The sequence below is a fragment of the Vannielia sp. genome (assembly GCF_029212645.1).
Taxonomy (GTDB): Bacteria; Pseudomonadota; Alphaproteobacteria; order Rhodobacterales; family Rhodobacteraceae; genus Vannielia.
Window position 1 is genome coordinate 18,644 of sequence record NZ_JARGND010000018.1, and the last position, 17,956, is coordinate 36,599.

The following is a 17,956-nucleotide window of genomic DNA, read 5'->3' on the forward strand; positions in this document are numbered from 1 at the left end:
ATAGGTTTTATTGGCCGGACCTAGACCTTTGATGCACGCGAATGCAAGTCAGGCTGGCTTTATTAGCAACAATAAGGCAGAAAATGCCGCTTTGCAGCATCGCCGACAACAAGGTTGCGAAAACGCGCCGTTTTGAGGAACCACATCAACCTGCTCGGCCTTGATGGCGGCGAGGGGCCGCCGCAAGCATGCGCCCCCTCGCTATGGCGTTAGCGGACTCAGGCGCCTTCGCTGGCTGGTGCGCCGTAGCCCAATGGCAAAGTTTCGTCCTTGCCTTCATCCAGATCCTGCTCGGCAAGCCAACGCTCGGCATCGAGTGCGGCCATGCAGCCCATGCCGGCAGAGGTCACAGCCTGGCGATATTTGTGATCGGTCAAATCGCCGGCGGCAAATATGCCGGGAATCGAGGTTTCGGTGGAGCCGGGCTTCACCTTCACATAACCGCCGTTGTGAAGCTCCAGCTTATCCTTCACCAGTTCGGTGGCGGGGGCATGGCCAATGGCAATGAACACGCCCTTGCAGGGGATTTCGGTGATCTCGCCGGTTTGCACGTTCTTCGCCTTGATGCCTTCAACGCCAAGCGGGTTCTCGGTGCCGATGACCTCTTCGAGCTGGTGGAACCACAAGGGTTCGATCTTGGGGTTTTTCATCAGGCGGTCTTGCAGGATTTTCTCGGCCCGCAACTCATTGCGGCGGTGAATCAGCGTTACCTTGGAGGCGAAGTTGGTGAGGAACAGTGCCTCCTCAACGGCGGTATTTCCGCCGCCGATCACCACAATCTCTTGCCCGCGATAAAAGAAGCCGTCGCAGGTGGCACAGGCCGAGACGCCAAACCCCTTGAACTTTTCTTCGGTCGGCAGGCCAAGCCACTTGGCCCGCGCCCCGGTGGCGAGAATCACCGCATCGGCGGTGTAGGTGGTGCCGCTGTCGCCTTTGGCAACAAAGGGGCGCGCCTCGGTGTCCAGCGATGTGATGATATCACCAACGATCTCACAGCCCATCGCCTTGGCGTGGGCTTCCATGCGCACCATCAGATCGGGGCCTTGCACCTCGGTATCGCCGGGCCAGTTTTCTACCTCGGTGGTGGTGGTCAACTGGCCGCCCGGCTCGATGCCCTGCACGAGGACCGGTTCCAGCATTGCGCGTGCGGCATAAACACCCGCCGTATAGCCCGCAGGCCCCGAACCGATGATGAGGGTTTTGGTGTGCCGTGTCTCGCCCATGGTAATTCCCCGTGTGTCTGTTTCTTGGCGGATATAAGCTGCAGGACGCGGTAGGGAAAGGGGCACGCACAGGGGCGGCGGCGGCTGCACCTTCAGCCTCTATTTCTTGCGCAACTGTGAAACAATCTTGCGCACGCGGTCTCCCCCGCGTAAAAAACGACAAACCCGGAGGTATATATGTCCACATCCAAACTCGATGAGATCGACCGCAAGATCCTTGCCGAGTTGCAGGCTGATGGCCGGATGACCAATGTGGCGCTGGCCGAGCGGGTTGGCATTTCTGCGCCGCCCTGTTTGCGCCGGGTGCGCACGCTGGAAGAGGCGGGCTATATCAAGGGATATCACGCCGAAGTCGACAGCCGGGCATTGGGGTTTGAGGTGCAGGTTTTTGCCATGGTCGGGCTCAACAGCCAAACACAAGCTGACCTTGCCGCCTTTGAACAGCGTTGCCGCGATTGGCCTCTGGTGCGTGAGTGCCACATGCTCAACGGCGAAATTGATTTCATTCTGAAGTGTGCCGCACCGGATCTGTCGAGCTTTCAGAACTTCCTGACAGAAGACCTGCTGCGAGCAGACAACGTGGCGAGCCTGAAAACCTCGCTGACCATCCGCTGCGCCAAAGACGAACCCGGCGTGCCTTTTGATGTTCTAGAAGACCGGCTGGCAAAATCAGCCTGACGCTCCTCGTTACGCTTCTTCGGCAAAAGCTCTGCGCTCTACGCGGCCTGAAGGTTTTCCACCTCAAAGGCGGTGAGTCGGGGAATGTCCATTGGCCCGAAGTCTTCAAGCCGGTCGATATGCGGGAAAAGTGTGAGGAACAGCGCCCCCATTTCGCGATCATGCAGCGCCTCGGCTTGCAGGCCGGGGTGGTAGCTTTCAACCTCCAGACCATTGGCATTAAAGGTTTGCTGACCGTCAAAACAGAGTTGCCATACCTTTTGTGGTGACACTGGCGCGATCTCGGTCACGCTCACACCATCCGCGAAGGCCCGTGCCGGGGCAAAGGCTTCTTCGGTCCCAACAATCTGATAGCAGGCGCCCGAACGATAGAGCAGCCGGGCGCGGGGGCCGAGCATCAGGTCTGGTCCGGGGCGGCTGAGGCCAAAGCTGTCTGCCGAAACGCGCAAAAGGCGCTGAGGCTCACGCCCGGGGGAGAGCGAGGCAAGCTCTCCGCTGTCTGGAAACACCGTCATTGAGCCGATCCAGAGAAGCGGCTGCGGGCCATTGGCCGTTTCGACCAGGGCACCGGGGAGGATATCTTCCACGGCGGTTGGGCCATCCACCGTGGAGATCAAGGCGCCGCGGCCAAGGGCCGAAAACGCATCCTCAAAAAGTGGGGTGGCCGGAGCCACCCGCTGAAACTCGTCGATATTACCGTTGGAAGCGAGATAGTTAACCTCGTAGCGGCGGGTCAGAGGCATGCTCCGCCGAGGCTTGGGTTTGGGCTCCGATCTGGAGGCCCAGGAGGGACGCCCACCAGGGCGCGTAGGGTCCGTCGCGAGGCCGGCGACGGGATGGCGAGGGTACACCATGCGAACGATCCTTTCGGTCCGGTCACATCTGCTTGGTCCCCACCAAGAAGCGCAGAAGGACATTTCTTGAGGCTGAAATTGGTCGAGAATCGCCGAAATTGTCAAAAATTCGAAACGATTTGGCACTTTGCGCGGATCAATTCCGGGGCGAGTGACACCACTGTTTCGAGCGGCGCAACGAATCTGCCCTATTCTGATTCCCCGGCACCGAAATGCGGCGGATAAAAGATGCCGGAATCAAGACCGCCCGCCGAGGGAGGATCCGGCGGGCGGTATTTTAACCACCTCAGAACATGCCCCCATGCACCCGAAGTTGGTTATTCTGATGCAGGCCGGTCAGGCCGAGAGCAAATTGAGCTGGCTCATCGCCTGGCTGCGGCGTGCGATCATGGAGGCCCGACGTGCGCCGCGCTCCCATGGCATTTGCACGTTCAGCTCATTGGCGGCCTCTGCGGTGGTCTTGATCCAGCGCGTTTTCATCTCATTTGCTCCTACTCGTCCTGTTCTGTTGGTTACACTGCCTCCGGGCGTTTGCTGGCTGAACCAATTCGTTGCCCGATTGAGAACAATCTGCCTGCCCAATGGGGCGGCGATTTGACGAGTCATGAAAAACCTGAAGAAAACTTGCGCCAAACGGCTCGGAGATTGCGGCTTTCCGGGTCTCAGGGCGCTGCGGCCCTAAAAATAAGGGGATTGGCGCCATGAGGAAACAGTCTGGCTTGGCGGGTGGTCATTGTTTCGCGCGGTGAATGGGGCGGCGGCTTGGCGCGGGGTGCCCCGGTTCTGCCCAGATCAGAGGCGGATCACCGAGATGAGTCGCCCGTAATCGGCCTCTTTCAGATGAACCGAGCGACGATAGGAATAAAAGCGATCCATATCGGAATAGGTGCAGTGGCCGGTCCACTCGGCCTTTACCCCTGCCTCGCGCAGCTGGTGCAGGCCAAAGCTGGGCAGGTCAAAATGCATCCGATCACCTTCACCGCCTGAAAAGAAGCGAGCGTAGCCCTCATCCTCTGCGAGGAAGGTTTCAAAAAAATCCGGGCCAACCTCGTAGGCGCGTTGGCTGATGCAGGGTCCGATCACGGTTGTGATGCGCTCCGGTCTGGCGCCAAGGGCCGACATGGCCGCAATCGTCGCCTCCAACACCCCGCCGATAGCGCCTTTCCAGCCCGCATGGGCCGCACCGATCACCCCGGCTTCGATGTCGGCAAACAGCACGGGCTGGCAATCGGCGGTGAGGATGCCAAGCGCGACCCCCGGTGTGCTGGTGACCATCGCATCGGCCTTGGGGCGCGGATCGCTCAACGGGTCGGTGACGGTGACAACATCGGGAGAGTGGACCTGATGCACCGTCAGCAGGTTCTCTGCTTCCACCTCCATCGCCTCGGCCACGCGGGCGCGGTTTAGCGCAACGGCGTTTTGCAGGTCCGAAGACCCGCCACCGCAGTTCAGCCCCGCAAAGATGCCTGAAGACGCCCCACCGCGACGGGTGAAGAACCCGTGGGTCAGCGGGGCGAGGGAGCGGCTGGTGATGATATCGAGAGCCATGCGGCTAAAACCCCGGAGGTGTTGCGGTGGAGGTTGGGTGGAGGGCGAGACACTGGAACAGCGTTCCCATTTCCTGCGGGTGGGTCAAGCGGCGATGCGCGGCAATGTGGCTTTCCAGGGCCGCACCGCCAAGGTTTTGCGCCAGGGCCTGCGCCCGCGCGGTGATGCCCAGCCGCTCCAGAAACACGCCCTGCGGGGTGAGCGGGGCGGCCTCGGTTGGGCCACGTGCTGCGGAAAGCGCGCCAAAATCCACATGCGCGGTAAGGTCAGCCTCGCCGGGCAGGGTGAGCGGATCAACAGGCTGGTGCGCCTTGATGGCCTGCAATGTATCGCCTTTGGAAATGGGTGCGCCGTAATCAATGATCAGCGCCACGCCAGCACGGGCAGCAGCGAGACGCGCACCAATTTCAGAGGCAATCCGGGTGGCGGGAGCACAGGTTTCAACGATGTCGTCGGGGGTGGTATCATCAAGGCGGTGGGCGAGGGCGGGCGCATCGGTTTCGATGTCTCTATATGTAAGCGTGTCGCCCTCGGCCCCGATATGCCGCTCGGCCCAGCCAGAGGGGGTGCGGATGAACTGGCGGATCGGCAGCGCATCAAAGAACTCGTTGGCCACGAGGTAGAGCGGCATTTTGGGCAGGTTCTCAATAGTGTCGGCCCAGGTGGCCGTGGGCATCAGCCCGGCCTGGGCTTTGCGCAGCACCGGGCTTGTTTCAACCAGCACGACCTGAGCGGCCTCGGCAAAGCCCGGAACCTTTGCGGCGGCACGCAGGATATCAGCCATCAGCGTGCCGCGCCCCGGCCCCAACTCGGCCAGCATGAAGGGCGTCGGGCTGCCCTGATCGAGCCAGACCTGCGCCAGCCAAAGCCCGATAAGCTCGCCGAACATCTGGGAAATTTCCGGCGCGGTGATGAAGTCTCCCTGCGCGCCAAGCGGGTCACGGGTGATGTAGTAGCCGTGCTCGGGGTCAGCGAGGCAGGCCGCCATATAGGCCTCAACGGTCAGCGGGCCTTCGGCCTTGATCCGGGCCAGCAGCTTGGGAAGCAGGCCGCTCATGCCGCAGTGGCGCGGGCCTTGCGGCGCAGGGCGTAGATGATAAAGCCAAGCCCGAGCGCGACCATGGGCAGCGACAGGGCCTGCCCCATCGTGATGCCAAAATCGCCAAGGCCGATGACATAGCCATGCGGGTTATCAACGCTCATGAACTGCCTGTCAGCCTCGCGGAATTGCTCCACGATGAGCCGGGAAATGCCGTAGCCTGCGAGGAAGATACCCAAGAGCAGACCTGGGATTTTAAGCGCACCACGGCGGGCCATGATGAACAGGATCGTGCCCAGGAGCAGCCCTTCCAGCCCCGCCTCGTAAAGCTGCGAGGGATGGCGGGCCAGCTCGGTGCCGGTGTAAAACCACTCGCCTTCAACCGGGCAGCCCTGGGCCACGGTGTCGTAGCACATTCTGGGGAATTTCACTGCCCAGGCCACATCGGTGGGGCGGCCATAAAGCTCGCTGTTGATAAAGTTGGCGATACGGCCAAAAAACAGCCCCGGCGGCACGCAGACGGCCAGCATATCGGCGACGTTGATCTTGGTGATCGCGTGGCGGGCGCAAAAGATCCACACGCCAATGATCACCCCCAACAGCCCACCGTGGAAGGCCATTCCGCCATCCCAAACCCGCAAGATGCTGGCGGGATCGGCGACATAATCGCCCGGTTTGTAAAAGAGCACATAGCCCAGCCGCCCGCCCAACAGGATGCCAAGAACGATCCATGTGAGCATGTCGTCGCCCTGATCGCGGGTCATGGGAGAGCGATTGGCGGGCCACAGACGATCACTGACGATCATCCAGATGCCAAGGCGCCAGCCCACGATGATGCCAGCGATATAGGCCAGCGCATACCACCGCAGCGCGAACTCCATGCCAAAAAGCGGGAGGGTGAAGATCGCCGGGTCGATCTCGGGGAAGGGGATAAGAGCCTGCATGGGGGCAATTGGCCGCGCCGGGGGGACAGTGTCAACCTTGCAAATTGGCCCTGAGGCCCCATATATCCCCCCAACGCCACGCCCAAAAAGGAGCCCCGGCCCAATGCAGACCCGCAACAAGATTTTTGATGACCTTTCGCAGCTGATGACCAATGCGATGGGCGTCGCACAAGGGGCCAAGGGTGAGGCCGAGACCGCGATGAACAGCCTGGTGGATCGCTGGCTCGCCGATCGGGATTTTGTGACCCGAGAAGAGTTTGATGCGGTGCGCAGCATGGCTCAGAAAGCCCGTGAAGAGAACGAAGCGCTGAAAGCTCGGCTTGATGCGCTGGAAGCCGACAAGGGCTGACGGCGGCTCATTCGCTCCAACGCGCCCGGCGGCTTTATGGCTTGCCGGGCTTTTTTGTGCCCGGACGGGAGGTTATCCACAGGAGCCTCGCTATATCTGGCGGGTGCCTGCTTTTTCTCCACAACTTATTGTCGAATGCCTCAAGTTTTGGCTTTACACATGCCCGTATTCCCGCGCACCATATCTAGTAAGTGCTGGGGGCCTTCCCACCGCACTTAGAGCAGGCAACAAGCTTTGGCGTCGTCAAGAACGGCCGAAGCAAACAATGAAGGGGCCGGGCATGTCACTTTCCGAAGAATATCTGGAATCCGAGGATCTGCATCCGATCGACATCGTCGAGAATTTGGCAGAACACCACGCATGGGATTTTGACCGTATCGCTGATGATCAGATCGCGATGGCGGTTGAAGGACAGTGGCGCACCTATTCCATCACCTTGGCCTGGTCGGGCTATGACGAAACGCTGCGCCTGATCTGCACCTTCGAGATGGAACCCCCTGAAGATAAACTGCTTCAGCTTTATGAAGTGTTAAACCGGGTCAACGATATGTGCTGGGCCGGCGCTTTCACCTTCTGGAACGAGCAAAAGCTGATGGTGTATCGTTATGGTCTGGTGATGGGTGGCGGGCAAATGGCCCACCCTGAGCAGATCGACAAGCTGATCAACGCCGCCGTCAGCGCCGCCGAGCGGTTTTACCCGGCGATGCAACTGGTTGTCTGGGGCGACCGCTCTGCCGAGAATGCCATGCAGGTGGCGATTGCAGAGGCCTACGGGCGCGCCTAATCTACCCCCCGAACCACACGGGGGATCACCATGGATATGACAGAGATTGCAGCCCGCGGCCTGGTGCTGCTGGGCTGCGGCAAGATGGGCGGCGCGATGCTGCGCGGCTGGCTGAATGAGGGGCTCGCCCGCGAGGCGGTAACGGTGCTTGATCCGCACCCCTCGGATTGGCTGCAATCCCTCACTGGCTTGAATATCAACATGGATTTGCCCGCAAGCCCGGCGGTAGCGGTGATCGCCGTGAAGCCGCAAATGATGGGCGAGGCGCTGCCTGCCTTGCAGGCTTTGGGCGATGAAACGATGTTCATTTCAATCGCCGCAGGCACCCCGATTGAGGCGTTCGAAGCGGCGCTGGGCGCGGTTCCGGTGATCCGCGCGATGCCCAATACCCCCGCCGCCGTGGGCCGTGGGATCACCGCGATGATCGGCAACGCGCAGGTGAGCGCGGCGCATATGGATATGGCCGAAGGGCTGCTTTCGGGGGTGGGAGAGGTTGTGCGCCTGGATGATGAGGCCGAGATGGATGCGGTGACGGGGCTGTCCGGCTCTGGTCCGGCCTATGTTTTCCACATGATAGAGGCGATGGCCAAGGCCGGTGAGGCTGAGGGGCTGGCGCCTGATCTGGCGATGCGGCTGGCGCGGGCAACGGTGTGTGGGGCGGGCGAACTGGCCTACCGGGATGAAACCTCGGCCGAACAATTGCGGGTGAATGTGACCTCGCCAAATGGCACGACTCAAGCCGGGCTGGAGGTGCTGATGCCAGAGTTGCCAGACCTGATGCGCCGCACCGTTGCAGCTGCGGCCAACCGCTCCAGAGAGCTGAAATCATGAGCGAAATCAGCTTTGATGACTTCCTGAAGGTGGATATCCGGGTGGGCAAGATCACCCAGGCCGAACCCTTCCCCGAAGCGCGAAAACCGGCGATCAGACTTTGGGTGGATTTTGGGCCTGAACTGGGGGTCAAGAAGAGCTCGGCGCAGATCACCCGGCACTACACGCCCGAAGCGCTGGTGGGCAAACAGGTGATCGCCGTGGTCAATTTCCCGCCCCGCCAGATAGGCCCGATGATCTCGGAAGTGCTGGTGCTGGGCCTGCCCGATGAGGATGGCGAGGTGGTGCTGCTGGGGCCGGACAGGGGCGTGCCAATTGGCGGAAAACTGTTTTAGACCATGGGCTTAATAGCCCATCGCCGCGCGCCAGTGACGGCGGCACAGGCTGACATAGGTTTCATTGCCGCCGATCTGCACCTGATCGCCTTCGGTCAGAACCCGGCCTGCATCATCCTGCCGCACAACCATGGTGGCCTTGCGCCCGCAGTGGCAAATCGTGCGCACCTCACGCATCTCATCGGCCAGCGCGAGCAGCGCGGAGGAGCCGGGAAACAGCTCTCCCTGAAAATCCACCCGCAGCCCATAGCACATCACCGGGCGCTTCAGATCATCCACCACGCGGGCAAGCTGCCAAACCTGCGCCTTCTCAAGAAATTGCGCCTCATCGACAAAAATGCAGGCGCAGGGGGCCTTGGCGAGGCGTTGCTCTATTTTGGCATAAAGGTCTTCACCGGGGGTAAAGGTATCACACGGGGCCGACAGGCCAATGCGCGAGCCGATATGGGCCTCGCCTGCGCGGCGATCAAACGCAGCATTTAGCAGGTAGGTTTTCATCCCACGCTCTATATAGTTGTGGGAGGCCTGCAAGAGGATGGTGCTCTTGCCTGCGTTCATGGTGGAATAATGAAAGTAAAGCTTCGCCATACGCTGCGTTTACGATTGGATTTGCGCCTTGTGGAGTGGCAAAAAGACCACAGCCACAAGTGATGCACAACCCATACACAACCCATACATAGGTAAAATCACCCGTGCGCCGCGCCGGGGGCGAATTAACCTTTTGCGCAGAACCTGCCCGCTCCACGACAAAAAGCGAGGTGGCTGCATGCCAATCCAACCGGAAAAGATGACCAAGGCCGAGCGGCAGCATTTCTTTTATGGCGTCGATGCGCTGCGGATGATCGAGCACGATATCCATGACCGCCTGTGGGACCTGCGCGGCTGCCCGCCCGAGTGGCACGAGATCGCCATGCCCGAAGACCACCGTGACCCCAAGCGCACGCGTGTCACGGTGGCACTGGATGCCGATGTGGTGCGCTTTTTCAAGGCGCTCGGCCCCGGTTACCAACCCCGGATGAACCGGGTGCTGCGCGCCTTCATGCACATGCGCCTGGCCAAGGTGCTGGAAGGGGCGGATGCCAATGAATACCTCACCCACCCCGAGCGCCTGATGCGCCGCAAAACCCGGCGCAGGGCTGAGTATGGCGACAGCGAACAGGGGCAATGAACCGCCACTTGCGCATTTTCTTGCTGAAAATATCCAAATAAAAAATGGAATGCGCCGCAGGCGCTCAATTGGGTCTGGCGTCGCGCAGGGGGAGCAGCAGGAGCGGGCACAGGGCCAGAAGGATAGCCACGGCGACAAAGGCCATGGGCAGTGAGAAAGCCTGGCTCAACCCGCCCATCAGCGGCGGGCCGATGAAGAACCCTGCGTAGCCCACCATGGCGGCGCGTGAGATCGCGGTCGCGCGGGCCTCGGGGGGAGATAGGCGGCCGATCAGGGCAAAGCACATCGGCGCGATGACCGAGACGCCGAGGCCGAGCAGCCCAAAGCCAAGGTAGGCCACGGCCGGTGTGGGCGCCAGCGCGGCGGTGAGCGCCCCTGCGGCAGAGAGCAGGGCGGCGAGGGTCACGATCCGGGCCTCGTTCAGCCGGGCGGTGGCAAACTGTCCGGCAAGGCGGCCCACCCCCATCGTCAGCCCTAACATGGCAGGCCCCATCGCTCCCTCTGCGGCCCCTCCGCCAAGGGTGCGCTCAACGTGCAGGGCTGACCAGGCCTCGGTCGCCTGTTCGGCGAGAAACCCGACAAGGATGATACCGCCGCCCCAAAACGCCACCGCACCGGTGCGCAGCTTTGTGGCGGGTGGGGCTACGCGGCCCTTGGGCAACTCACGCTGGATCGCCGCCACGGCGAGGCCAAGCACCACCAGTGCCAGCACCGCGAAGCTGGTGCTCACGGAAACCCCCGCATCCCGCGCCAGCCCGGTGGAAAGCGCCGCGCCAGCATAGGCAAAGGAAAACACCGCGTGGTTGAGGTTCATCAGGGACGCGCCGCTTTTGGCCTCGATCCCGGCGAGGCGGGCGTTCATTACCACATCGAGCAGCCCCGCCGCCGCGCCGGTGAACACCATGAAGAGGGCAAAGAAGGCGAGCGAGCCGGTCCAGATGGTTGGTTGGAAGGCGGCAATCAGGATCAGCGCGGCCAGGGCCATGGCGCGCCGCCCCATCAGCCGGTCAAACCGCGGGGCCAGCGCCATGGCGGTGATCCCGCCGATGGCCCCGAACAGCAGCGCAAAGCCATATTCCGCGTCAGACGCGCCGATATGGTGTTTGATCTGCGGCGTGTAGGCGGCAAAGGCCCCCCAACACACCCCTTCGGCGGCAAAGGCCGGCAGGGTCCGGCGCGAGAGGGTTATGGCGGCACGCAAGGACATGACAGAACGGGAATCACGCGCCGCCGCCCAAAGCAAGCATCAAAGCGCCTTCAAACAGGGCCATGAGGCGCGGAGTTTGTGCGAAAAACCCGCTCTACATGGGCCTGCGGCCTTGCCAAACGGGGTTTCGCACCGTAATGGAGCGCCTTCACGCGGGCATACAGCCTTGGAGGATGCCCGCCCTAACCTTTGGAGAATTACACATGGCTGGACAGATCCCTGATCTTACTGCCTCGGTCCGGACGGGGACAGGCAAGGGCGCCGCTCGTCAAGCACGTCGCGACGGAATGGTCCCCGGTATCGTTTACGGTGGTGGTGAAGACCCGCTTTCGATCCAACTGCCCTTCAACGTGCTGCTCAAGCACCTTCGGGCCGGTCGCTTCCTGTCGACCTTGTTCAACATGAAGGTCGAGGGCCAGGAGGACGTGCGCGTCATCTGCCGCTCGGTCCAGCGTGACGTGGTGAAAGACCTTCCCACCCACGTTGACTTCATGCGCCTCAAGCGCAACAGCCGCATTAACCTCTTCATTCCCGTTGAGTTCGTGAATGATGAAGAGGCCCCCGGCCTCAAGATGGGCGGCGTTTTGAACGCGGTGCGCCCTGAAGTTGAGCTGATGGTGACGGCGGGTGAGATCCCCGAGAAGCTGGTTGTTGATCTGACCGGTCTTGATATCGGTGACACGGTGACCATCTCGGACATCACGCTGCCCACCGGCACGCGCCCGACGATCGACCGTGACTTCGTGATCGCCAACATCTCGGCCCCCTCCGGCCTGCGCTCTGCGGGTGACGACGAGGACGAGGATGTGGCCGCCGATGAGGTGCCCGCGACCGAGCAGGAAGCCTCGGACGAGTAAACTTGCGCGCGATGAATTTGGGAAAGGGGCGCGGCCTGCGGGCAGCGCCCTTTTTCGTTGCGATTGTGATCGCCGGTGCGGCGGGGTGGGAGCTTGCGGGGCTGGATTTTTGCCCCGCCCCGTTGCATTGAGGGCAGGGAAGGGGACATGCGATGCAACTCTGGGTCGGCCTTGGAAATCCGGGCGCGAAATATGCGGGCAACCGCCACAACATTGGCTTCATGGCGCTTGAGCGGATCGCCGGGGACCATGGCTTTGCGCCGTGGCGCGCAAAGTTTCAGGGCGAGGTCAGCGAGGGGCGGCTGGGCAGCGAAAGGGTGGTGCTGTTAAAGCCGATGACCTTCATGAACCTGTCGGGGCAATCGGTGGGCGAGGCGATGCGCTTTTTCAAGCTGGACGCCCCGGATGTGACGGTTTTCCACGATGAGATTGATCTGGCCCCCGGCAAGCTGCGCTGCAAGGCGGGCGGCGGCCATGCGGGGCACAATGGGTTGCGCTCGATCCATGAGCACATTGGCCCACATTATGACCGGGTGCGCATGGGGGTGGGCCATCCGGGCCGCAAGGAAGCGGTGGCAGGCTATGTGCTGCATGATTTCGCCAAGGCCGATGAGGGCTGGCTGGATGACATGCTGCGCGGGGTGTCTGACGGCGCGGCTGAGCTTGCGGCGGGCGATCAGGGGCGCTTCATGAATGCGGTGGCGCGGCGGTTGCAGCCTGCGAAAGCGCAGAGTGCCAACAAGCCCACGGCGGAGGCCCGCACAAAGCCCGCAAAAGCGGAGAAGAGCGCGGCGGCAGAACCGGCCAAGCCCGCGCCAGAGGGGGAGCCTGAGGAAAAATCAGCGCTTCAGCGATTGGTGGACAAGTTCCGCTAGGCGGTTCGCGCCGCCAAGGTTTGCAAAAAGTCAGTCGATCCGAAAGCGCTTGGTGCGCGCGGTTGTCCCTGCGGTGAGGGTCAGCCGGCTTTTTGGCAGGCCAAGCGCATGGGCGAGCGCCTTTTGCACGGCGGCATTGGCGCGCCCGCCTTCCGGGGTGGCGGTGGTGGTGACTTTGAGGCCATCGGGCGTGGCCTCTACCGTTTCGGCGCGGGCGTTGGGGGTGACGCGCACTGCGATCTCCTCGCCCGGCGTGGCAAGGTGAGACAGCGCGCCTTTTTGCATCCTTGGTTTGGCCATGGCACTGATTGGCATGACGGCAGACAGGAGGGCCAGATGGCGACAGGATTTTTCTGGGATGAGCGGTGCTTTTGGCACCATGGCGGCGATTATGCGCTCACGCTGCCGGTGGGGGATTTTGTGCAGCCCGGCGCGGGTGGCTTGCCGGACGGGCCGGAAACCAAGCGGCGGCTGAAGAACCTGATGAGCGTTTCGGGGCTGGCCGATGAGCTTGCGATGCAGGGCGCACCAGAGGCCAGCCGGGACGAGCTGTTGCGGGTGCACCCGGCGGCCTATCTGGAGGCCTTCAAGCAGATGTCAGACGCGGGAGGCGGGGAATTGGGCTTGCGCACGCCGTTCGGGCGCGGCGGCTACGAGGTGGCGGCGCTCTCGGCGGGGCTGGCGGTGGCGGCGGTGCGCGAGGTGTGCGCAGGCAGGCTGAAGGCCGCCTATGCCCTGAGCCGCCCGCCGGGCCACCATTGCCTGCCGGACTGGCCCAACGGCTTTTGCCTTTTATCCAACATTGCCATCGCGGTAGAGGCGGCGCTGGCCGAGGGCCGGGTGGCACGGGTAGCGGTGGTGGATTGGGATGTGCACCACGGCAACGGCACCGAAGCCTGCTTTTATGACCGGGCCGAGGTGCTGACGGTTTCACTGCATCAGGAGCGTAATTATCCGCTCGATACAGGAGGTTGCGACGCGCGCGGCGAAGGCGCGGGGGAGGGGGCCAACCTCAACATCCCGCTGCCGCCCGGTTGCGGGCATCGCGGCTACCTTGCGGCGATGGACCGGCTGGTGGAGCCGAAGCTGCGCCGGTTTGCGCCCGATCTGATCGTGGTCGCCTGTGGCTATGATGCCGGGGCGATGGACCCGCTGGGGCGAATGCTGGCCACGCCCGAAACCTTCCGCGAGATGACTCTGCGGATGAAGGCGTTGGCAGCTGATCTCTGTGGTGGGCGGCTCGTGCTGGTGCATGAGGGCGGATACTCGGAAGCGCATGTGCCGTTTTGCGGCCACGCGACGCTGGAGGCGCTCTCGGGCAGCGCTATCCGCGTGGCGGACCCGCTGGCGGAAACGCTGGAAGCGCGCCAGCCGGGAGCGGCGTTTGATGGCTTTGTCGACGGGTTGCTCGCGGTGCAGGCCGAGGCGGCGGGGCTGTGAAGTTCTGGGCCATGGGCGCGGTGCATTTGGCGGTGATCGCGGTGCTGACCGCGCTGACGCTGGTGGGCGGATTGGCGTGGTTTTTGGCGCTAGGCCTCAAGCGCCGTTTGCTGGCATTTATCCTGATATACGCGGGGCTTACGGCAAGCGCCTTTGTTGCCGCGCCGCTGGTGGGGCGAGAGGCGGTGCCTTGCTGGGGCGGGCCGCTGAGGGCCAAGATGATCTACTGCGCGATGAACCGAAGCTACGTGACGCCGGAGCTTGCGGAGGTGCTTGAAGACCTCGCTGTGGCCATGGAGGAAAGCTATCCGGGGACGGTGACGCTGATGCTGGATGGTGGCTTTCCTTTCACCACCCTGCCGCTGCTGCCGCGCCTCAATCATGACGATGGCGAGAAGGCCAATCAGGCGCGGTGTGCGCCATCGGCCAGCGCCTTGACGTAGGCGGTGACCTCTTCAACCGATTTGCCTTGGGCGATCTCGTTGACGATGGCCGATCCGACCACGGTGCCATCGGCAATAGCGGCGATGCTTTCAGCCGACTCGGGGGTTTTGATGCCAAAGCCGACGATGACGGGCAGATCGGTTTGCGCCTTGATGCGGGCAACCTCGGGAGCCACATCGCCTGCCTCGGCCTCGGCAGAGCCGGTGATGCCGGTGATCGAGACGTAGTAGACAAAGCCGGAGGTGTTTTGCAGCACCTTGGGCAGGCGCTTGTCATCGGTTGTTGGCGTGGCGAGGCGGATGAAATTGAGGCCCGCCTTTTGCGCCGGGATGCACAGCTCCTCATCCTCCTCGGGGGGCAGATCAACGATGATCAGCCCGTCAACGCCCGCTTCGGACGCCTCAGAAAGGAAGGGTTCGACCCCCTTGGAATAGATCGGGTTGTAGTAGCCCATCAGCACGATCGGGGTGGTGGTGTTTTCGGTGCGAAAATCGCGCACCATTTGCAGCGTTTTGTTGAGCGTTTGCCCGGCCGCGAGGGCGCGTTGCCCGGCAAGCTGAATGGTGGGGCCGTCGGCCATGGGATCGGTGAAGGGCGCGCCAAGCTCGATGATGTCGACCCCGGCGGCGGGCAGGGCGCGGGTGATTTCGAGGGATTTCTCATAATCCGGGTCACCGGCCATGATATAGGCGACAAAGGCCTTTTTGCCCTCGGCTTGGAGGCGGGCGAAGGTATCGTCGATGCGGGTCATGGCGGGCTCCCTTGGTTGCTTGGGGAGATGTGACGGATCAGCGGCGCAGGCGCAAGGGGAGAGGCCGTGGTGACACCGGCAAACGCGCCATTTTAGAGCATTGGTGTAAGCTAACTGTTCTGCGCCTTTGCGCGATTCCATGCTTGGAAGGCCTGTGTGGAAGGGGGCAGCGGCGCTAGCCCGCTTCGCTATCGGCCATGATCATCCAGCGAGTGCCAAAGCGGTCGGTGAGGGTGCCGAAGGCGGGGGAGAAGAACATTTCTGTCATCGGCATTCGCACTTCGCCGCCCTCGGACAGAGCCTTGAAAACGCGCTCGGCTTCGGGTGCGTTACCGACGGTGATCGACACTGAGCAGCCCGCCATGGGGATGAACTCACCGGTCAGATCATCGGAGCAGTAGAGGCATGTATCCCCCACCTGAAGGGCGCCGTGCATCACCGCATCTGGCGGCACGCTGGGCATTTGCGCTTGATCCTCGGCGGGGATTTGCCGGAAGGAAAATACCTCGGGCGGGGGCTTTTGAAGATCTCCGCATAAGCCGCCATCGCCTCATTGGCGGTGCCTTTGAAGAAGAGGTAGGGAATGGCTTTCATGGTGATGTGCTTCCCTTCGGATTGGTATCAACGTTGTGGCGAAGGGGGTTGCAAATCAACCACCGGCTTGCTCTTGGGCGATGGGCTGCCTAGAAGGCGGCTTGAACCAATGGAGATAGGCAGATGGGCTTCAAGACCGGCATCGTGGGGCTGCCCAATGTGGGCAAGTCGACGCTTTTCAACGCGCTGACCCGGACGGCAGCGGCGCAGGCGGCGAATTTTCCGTTCTGCACGATCGAGCCGAACGTGGGCGAGGTGGCGGTGCCCGATGAGCGGCTGGACAAGCTCGCCGAGATCGCTGGCTCCAAGCAGATCATCCCGACGCGGATGACATTTGTTGACATTGCGGGCCTTGTGAAGGGCGCCAGCAAGGGGGAAGGGCTGGGCAACCAATTCCTTGCAAACATTAGAGAATGTGATGCGATTGCCCATGTGCTGCGCTGTTTTGAAGACGGTGAAGTGACTCATGTGGAAGGCCGTGTGAACCCGGTGGAAGATGCCGAGGTGATCGAAACTGAGCTTATGCTGTCTGACCTTGAAAGCATTGAAAAACGCCGTGCGGGGCTGGTGCGAAAGCTCAAGGGAAATGACAAGGAAGCCGCCCAGCAAGACCGCCTTTTGGCCGAGGCGCAGAAGGTGCTGGAAGAGGGCAAACCGGCCCGTGTGGTGGCGGTTGACGAGGACGATGAGAAGGCCTGGAAAGGGCTGCAACTGCTCACCACCAAGCCGATCCTCTATGTGTGCAACGTGGCCGAAGACGAGGCCGCCGAGGGCAACGCCCACTCCGCCGCCGTGGCCAAAATGGCCGAGGAGCAGGGCGCGGCGAGCGTGGTAATTTCGGCCAAGATCGAAGAGGAAATTTCGCAGCTGGACGCCGATGAAGCCGAAATGTTCCTTGAAGAACTGGGGCTTAAGGAAGCAGGCCTTGATAGGCTGATCCGCGCGGGGCACGCCCTTTTGCACCTGCAAACCTACTTCACCGTTGGCCCCAAAGAGGCCCGCGCCTGGACCATCCCCGAGGGGACATCAGCCCCCAAAGCCGCCGGGGTGATCCACGGCGATTTTGAACGCGGCTTCATCCGCGCCGAGACCATCGCCTATGATGATTTTGTCGCCGCAGGGGGCGAGCAGGGGGCGAAGGAAGCGGGCAAAATGCGCGCCGAGGGCAAGGCCTATGTGGTGAAAGACGGCGACGTGCTGCACTTTTTGCACTCAAGCTGAGGCGGGGCCGGGGAGCGGCTGGTTTACAGTTAAAACCGGTCGATTTTTGGCGTTAACCGCAAAAAGATCACAGCCACAAGCGATGCACAACCAATGCACAAGCGATGCGCATCGGGTTTTAGCCGCCATGGTTAAGTGAACGGGGCGTGCGGGCGCAACAGGTGGGCGGTTAGCTGGTTTCGAGGGCGGTGATGCGGGCGAGTATGTTCTCGGCCATGCCGATATACTGCGTCGCCCCGGCCTCGGTAAACACCTCCAGCGCCGCCTCTGCATGGGTGCGGGCGGCGGTTAGGTGGGTGGGGTCACCGGTTTTTTCGAAGTAGGCGATTTCCACGTTAGCGAGGTTGCCCTGCGTCCCGGCCCAATTGAGCGGCACGCGGTCGCGGGTCCGTTCCTTGAGCGCGGCGCGAAAGGCGGTGACGGCCTGCTCCAGCCGCTCGGTGCCGCTTTCGCGTTCCCCGAGGATGGCGAGCGCATTGCCAAGGTTCATCTGGGTCATGGCCCATTCAAGCGGCACGCGCTCGCGGGTCCATTCCTTGAGCGCGACGCGATAGGCGGTGACGGCCTGCTCCAGCCGCTCGGTGCCGCTTTCGCGTTCTCCGAGGGTTTGCAGCGCAGTGGCAAGATCGTTTTGCAGCGTGCCGCGCTCATCGGCATCGGTGGCGCGCGCGAGGCTCTGGCGCGAGAGGGCGATGGCGATTTCCAGCGGCTGGGCGAGGCCCTTGTCACGGCCTTCTTCGTGGTGGGCGATGAAGATACCCCGCAGCGCCGCCACCCCGGCCTGCCCGCCCGCCGCGTGATCGGCGCGGCGGAT

23 protein-coding genes are annotated in these 17,956 nt (G+C 62.4%); 11 read left to right on the top strand and 12 right to left on the bottom strand.

The features are described from left to right. Nucleotides 1-218 precede the first annotated feature (218 nt). Entirely contained in the window at nt 219-1,223 is a 1,005-nt protein-coding gene (gene trxB / locus P1U55_RS07790) for a thioredoxin-disulfide reductase (protein ID WP_301046975.1), read from the bottom strand. A gap of 177 nt (nt 1,224-1,400) precedes the next feature. Here trxB and P1U55_RS07795 point away from each other — a divergent pair, with 177 nt between their 5' ends. Further along, the gene (locus P1U55_RS07795; RefSeq protein WP_301046976.1) at nt 1,401-1,901 is read left to right on the top strand and encodes an Lrp/AsnC family transcriptional regulator; all 501 of its coding nucleotides are present in this window, start codon (nt 1,401-1,403) and stop codon (nt 1,899-1,901) included. Between the two features lie 38 nt (nt 1,902-1,939). Here P1U55_RS07795 and P1U55_RS07800 read toward each other — a convergent pair whose 3' ends face one another. The 5 genes from P1U55_RS07800 to lgt form a co-directional block, all read right to left on the bottom strand. Continuing rightward, nucleotides 1,940-2,644 (bottom strand): Hint domain-containing protein, encoded by a 705-nt coding sequence (locus P1U55_RS07800; protein WP_301046977.1) that lies wholly within the window; start codon nt 2,642-2,644, stop codon nt 1,940-1,942. A gap of 447 nt (nt 2,645-3,091) precedes the next feature. Next, nucleotides 3,092-3,235: a hypothetical protein gene (locus P1U55_RS07805; protein ID WP_301046978.1), complete on the bottom strand. Its 144-nt coding sequence runs from the start codon at nt 3,233-3,235 to the stop codon at nt 3,092-3,094. A gap of 312 nt (nt 3,236-3,547) precedes the next feature. Further along, nucleotides 3,548-4,303, bottom strand: a complete 756-nt coding sequence (pgeF, locus tag P1U55_RS07810; RefSeq protein WP_301046979.1) for a peptidoglycan editing factor PgeF — start codon at nt 4,301-4,303, stop codon at nt 3,548-3,550. Between the two features lie 4 nt (nt 4,304-4,307). Then, the gene (locus P1U55_RS07815) at nt 4,308-5,360 is read right to left on the bottom strand and encodes an SAM-dependent methyltransferase (protein ID WP_301046980.1); all 1,053 of its coding nucleotides are present in this window, start codon (nt 5,358-5,360) and stop codon (nt 4,308-4,310) included. Beyond that, a complete protein-coding gene (gene lgt, locus P1U55_RS07820; RefSeq protein ID WP_301046981.1) occupies nt 5,357-6,286 on the bottom strand; it encodes a prolipoprotein diacylglyceryl transferase in 930 nt (309 codons plus the stop codon). Before lgt ends, P1U55_RS07815 begins: the two co-directional genes overlap by 4 nt. Nucleotides 6,287-6,389: 103 nt before the next feature. On the opposite strand from lgt, the gene P1U55_RS07825 reads away from it, so the two are divergent. The 4 genes from P1U55_RS07825 to P1U55_RS07840 all read left to right on the top strand — a co-directional run bounded on the left by P1U55_RS07825 (nt 6,390) and on the right by P1U55_RS07840 (nt 8,585). Then, nucleotides 6,390-6,635 carry an accessory factor UbiK family protein gene (locus P1U55_RS07825; protein ID WP_301046982.1) on the top strand — a complete coding sequence of 82 codons (246 nt, stop codon included), beginning with the start codon at nt 6,390-6,392 and terminating at the stop codon, nt 6,633-6,635. 280 nt (nt 6,636-6,915) lie between these two features. Then, nucleotides 6,916-7,419, top strand: a complete 504-nt coding sequence (locus tag P1U55_RS07830) for a YbjN domain-containing protein (protein ID WP_301046983.1) — start codon at nt 6,916-6,918, stop codon at nt 7,417-7,419. Between the two features lie 30 nt (nt 7,420-7,449). Continuing rightward, a complete protein-coding gene (gene proC, locus P1U55_RS07835) occupies nt 7,450-8,250 on the top strand; it encodes a pyrroline-5-carboxylate reductase (RefSeq protein WP_301046984.1) in 801 nt (266 codons plus the stop codon). Beyond that, entirely contained in the window at nt 8,247-8,585 is a 339-nt protein-coding gene (locus P1U55_RS07840) for a tRNA-binding protein (RefSeq protein WP_301046985.1), read from the top strand. Before proC ends, P1U55_RS07840 begins: the two co-directional genes overlap by 4 nt. 9 nt (nt 8,586-8,594) lie before the next feature. Here P1U55_RS07840 and P1U55_RS07845 read toward each other — a convergent pair whose 3' ends face one another. Beyond that, the gene (locus P1U55_RS07845; protein ID WP_301046986.1) at nt 8,595-9,173 is read right to left on the bottom strand and encodes a thymidine kinase; all 579 of its coding nucleotides are present in this window, start codon (nt 9,171-9,173) and stop codon (nt 8,595-8,597) included. Nucleotides 9,174-9,351: 178 nt separating this feature from the next. On the opposite strand from P1U55_RS07845, the gene P1U55_RS07850 reads away from it, so the two are divergent. Further along, nucleotides 9,352-9,753 (top strand): BrnA antitoxin family protein, encoded by a 402-nt coding sequence (locus tag P1U55_RS07850; RefSeq protein WP_301046987.1) that lies wholly within the window; start codon nt 9,352-9,354, stop codon nt 9,751-9,753. Between the two features lie 64 nt (nt 9,754-9,817). Here the strand turns inward: P1U55_RS07850 and P1U55_RS07855 are convergent, their stop codons facing one another. Beyond that, nucleotides 9,818-10,960, bottom strand: coding sequence for an MFS transporter (locus P1U55_RS07855; RefSeq protein ID WP_301046988.1), 1,143 nt, complete (start codon nt 10,958-10,960; stop codon nt 9,818-9,820). A 203-nt stretch (nt 10,961-11,163) separates the two neighbouring features. Between P1U55_RS07855 and P1U55_RS07860 the strand changes: the two genes are divergently transcribed. Together P1U55_RS07860 and pth are read left to right on the top strand one after the other, a co-directional pair. Continuing rightward, entirely contained in the window at nt 11,164-11,817 is a 654-nt protein-coding gene (locus P1U55_RS07860; RefSeq protein WP_301046989.1) for a 50S ribosomal protein L25/general stress protein Ctc, read from the top strand. 152 nt (nt 11,818-11,969) lie between these two features. Beyond that, on the top strand, nt 11,970-12,692 hold the full coding sequence (gene pth / locus P1U55_RS07865) for an aminoacyl-tRNA hydrolase (RefSeq protein WP_301046990.1): 723 nt from the start codon (nt 11,970-11,972) through the stop codon (nt 12,690-12,692). 30 nt (nt 12,693-12,722) lie between these two features. On the opposite strand, the gene P1U55_RS07870 is transcribed toward pth, so the two are convergent. Beyond that, the gene (locus tag P1U55_RS07870) at nt 12,723-12,992 is read right to left on the bottom strand and encodes a DUF167 domain-containing protein (protein WP_301046991.1); all 270 of its coding nucleotides are present in this window, start codon (nt 12,990-12,992) and stop codon (nt 12,723-12,725) included. A 36-nt stretch (nt 12,993-13,028) separates the two neighbouring features. Here P1U55_RS07870 and P1U55_RS07875 point away from each other — a divergent pair, with 36 nt between their 5' ends. Continuing rightward, nucleotides 13,029-14,132 carry a class II histone deacetylase gene (locus P1U55_RS07875; protein WP_301046992.1) on the top strand — a complete coding sequence of 368 codons (1,104 nt, stop codon included), beginning with the start codon at nt 13,029-13,031 and terminating at the stop codon, nt 14,130-14,132. Continuing rightward, a complete protein-coding gene (locus tag P1U55_RS07880; protein ID WP_301046993.1) occupies nt 14,129-14,575 on the top strand; it encodes a hypothetical protein in 447 nt (148 codons plus the stop codon). The genes P1U55_RS07875 and P1U55_RS07880 overlap by 4 nt, the downstream gene beginning before the upstream one ends. Here P1U55_RS07880 and trpA read toward each other — a convergent pair. Together trpA and P1U55_RS07890 are read right to left on the bottom strand one after the other, a co-directional pair. Further along, nucleotides 14,536-15,327 (bottom strand): tryptophan synthase subunit alpha, encoded by a 792-nt coding sequence (trpA, locus tag P1U55_RS07885; RefSeq protein ID WP_301046994.1) that lies wholly within the window; start codon nt 15,325-15,327, stop codon nt 14,536-14,538. The two genes, P1U55_RS07880 and trpA, sit on opposite strands and share 40 nt — an antisense overlap. A gap of 175 nt (nt 15,328-15,502) precedes the next feature. Continuing rightward, nucleotides 15,503-15,790 (bottom strand): VOC family protein, encoded by a 288-nt coding sequence (locus P1U55_RS07890; protein ID WP_301046995.1) that lies wholly within the window; start codon nt 15,788-15,790, stop codon nt 15,503-15,505. A gap of 254 nt (nt 15,791-16,044) precedes the next feature. Between P1U55_RS07890 and ychF the strand changes: the two genes are divergently transcribed. After that, nucleotides 16,045-17,142: a redox-regulated ATPase YchF gene (ychF, locus tag P1U55_RS07895; protein WP_301046996.1), complete on the top strand. Its 1,098-nt coding sequence runs from the start codon at nt 16,045-16,047 to the stop codon at nt 17,140-17,142. 169 nt (nt 17,143-17,311) lie between these two features. Here the strand turns inward: ychF and P1U55_RS07900 are convergent. After that, the coding region (locus P1U55_RS07900; RefSeq protein WP_301046997.1) for a hypothetical protein at nt 17,312-17,956 on the bottom strand (645 nt) is incomplete at its 5' end.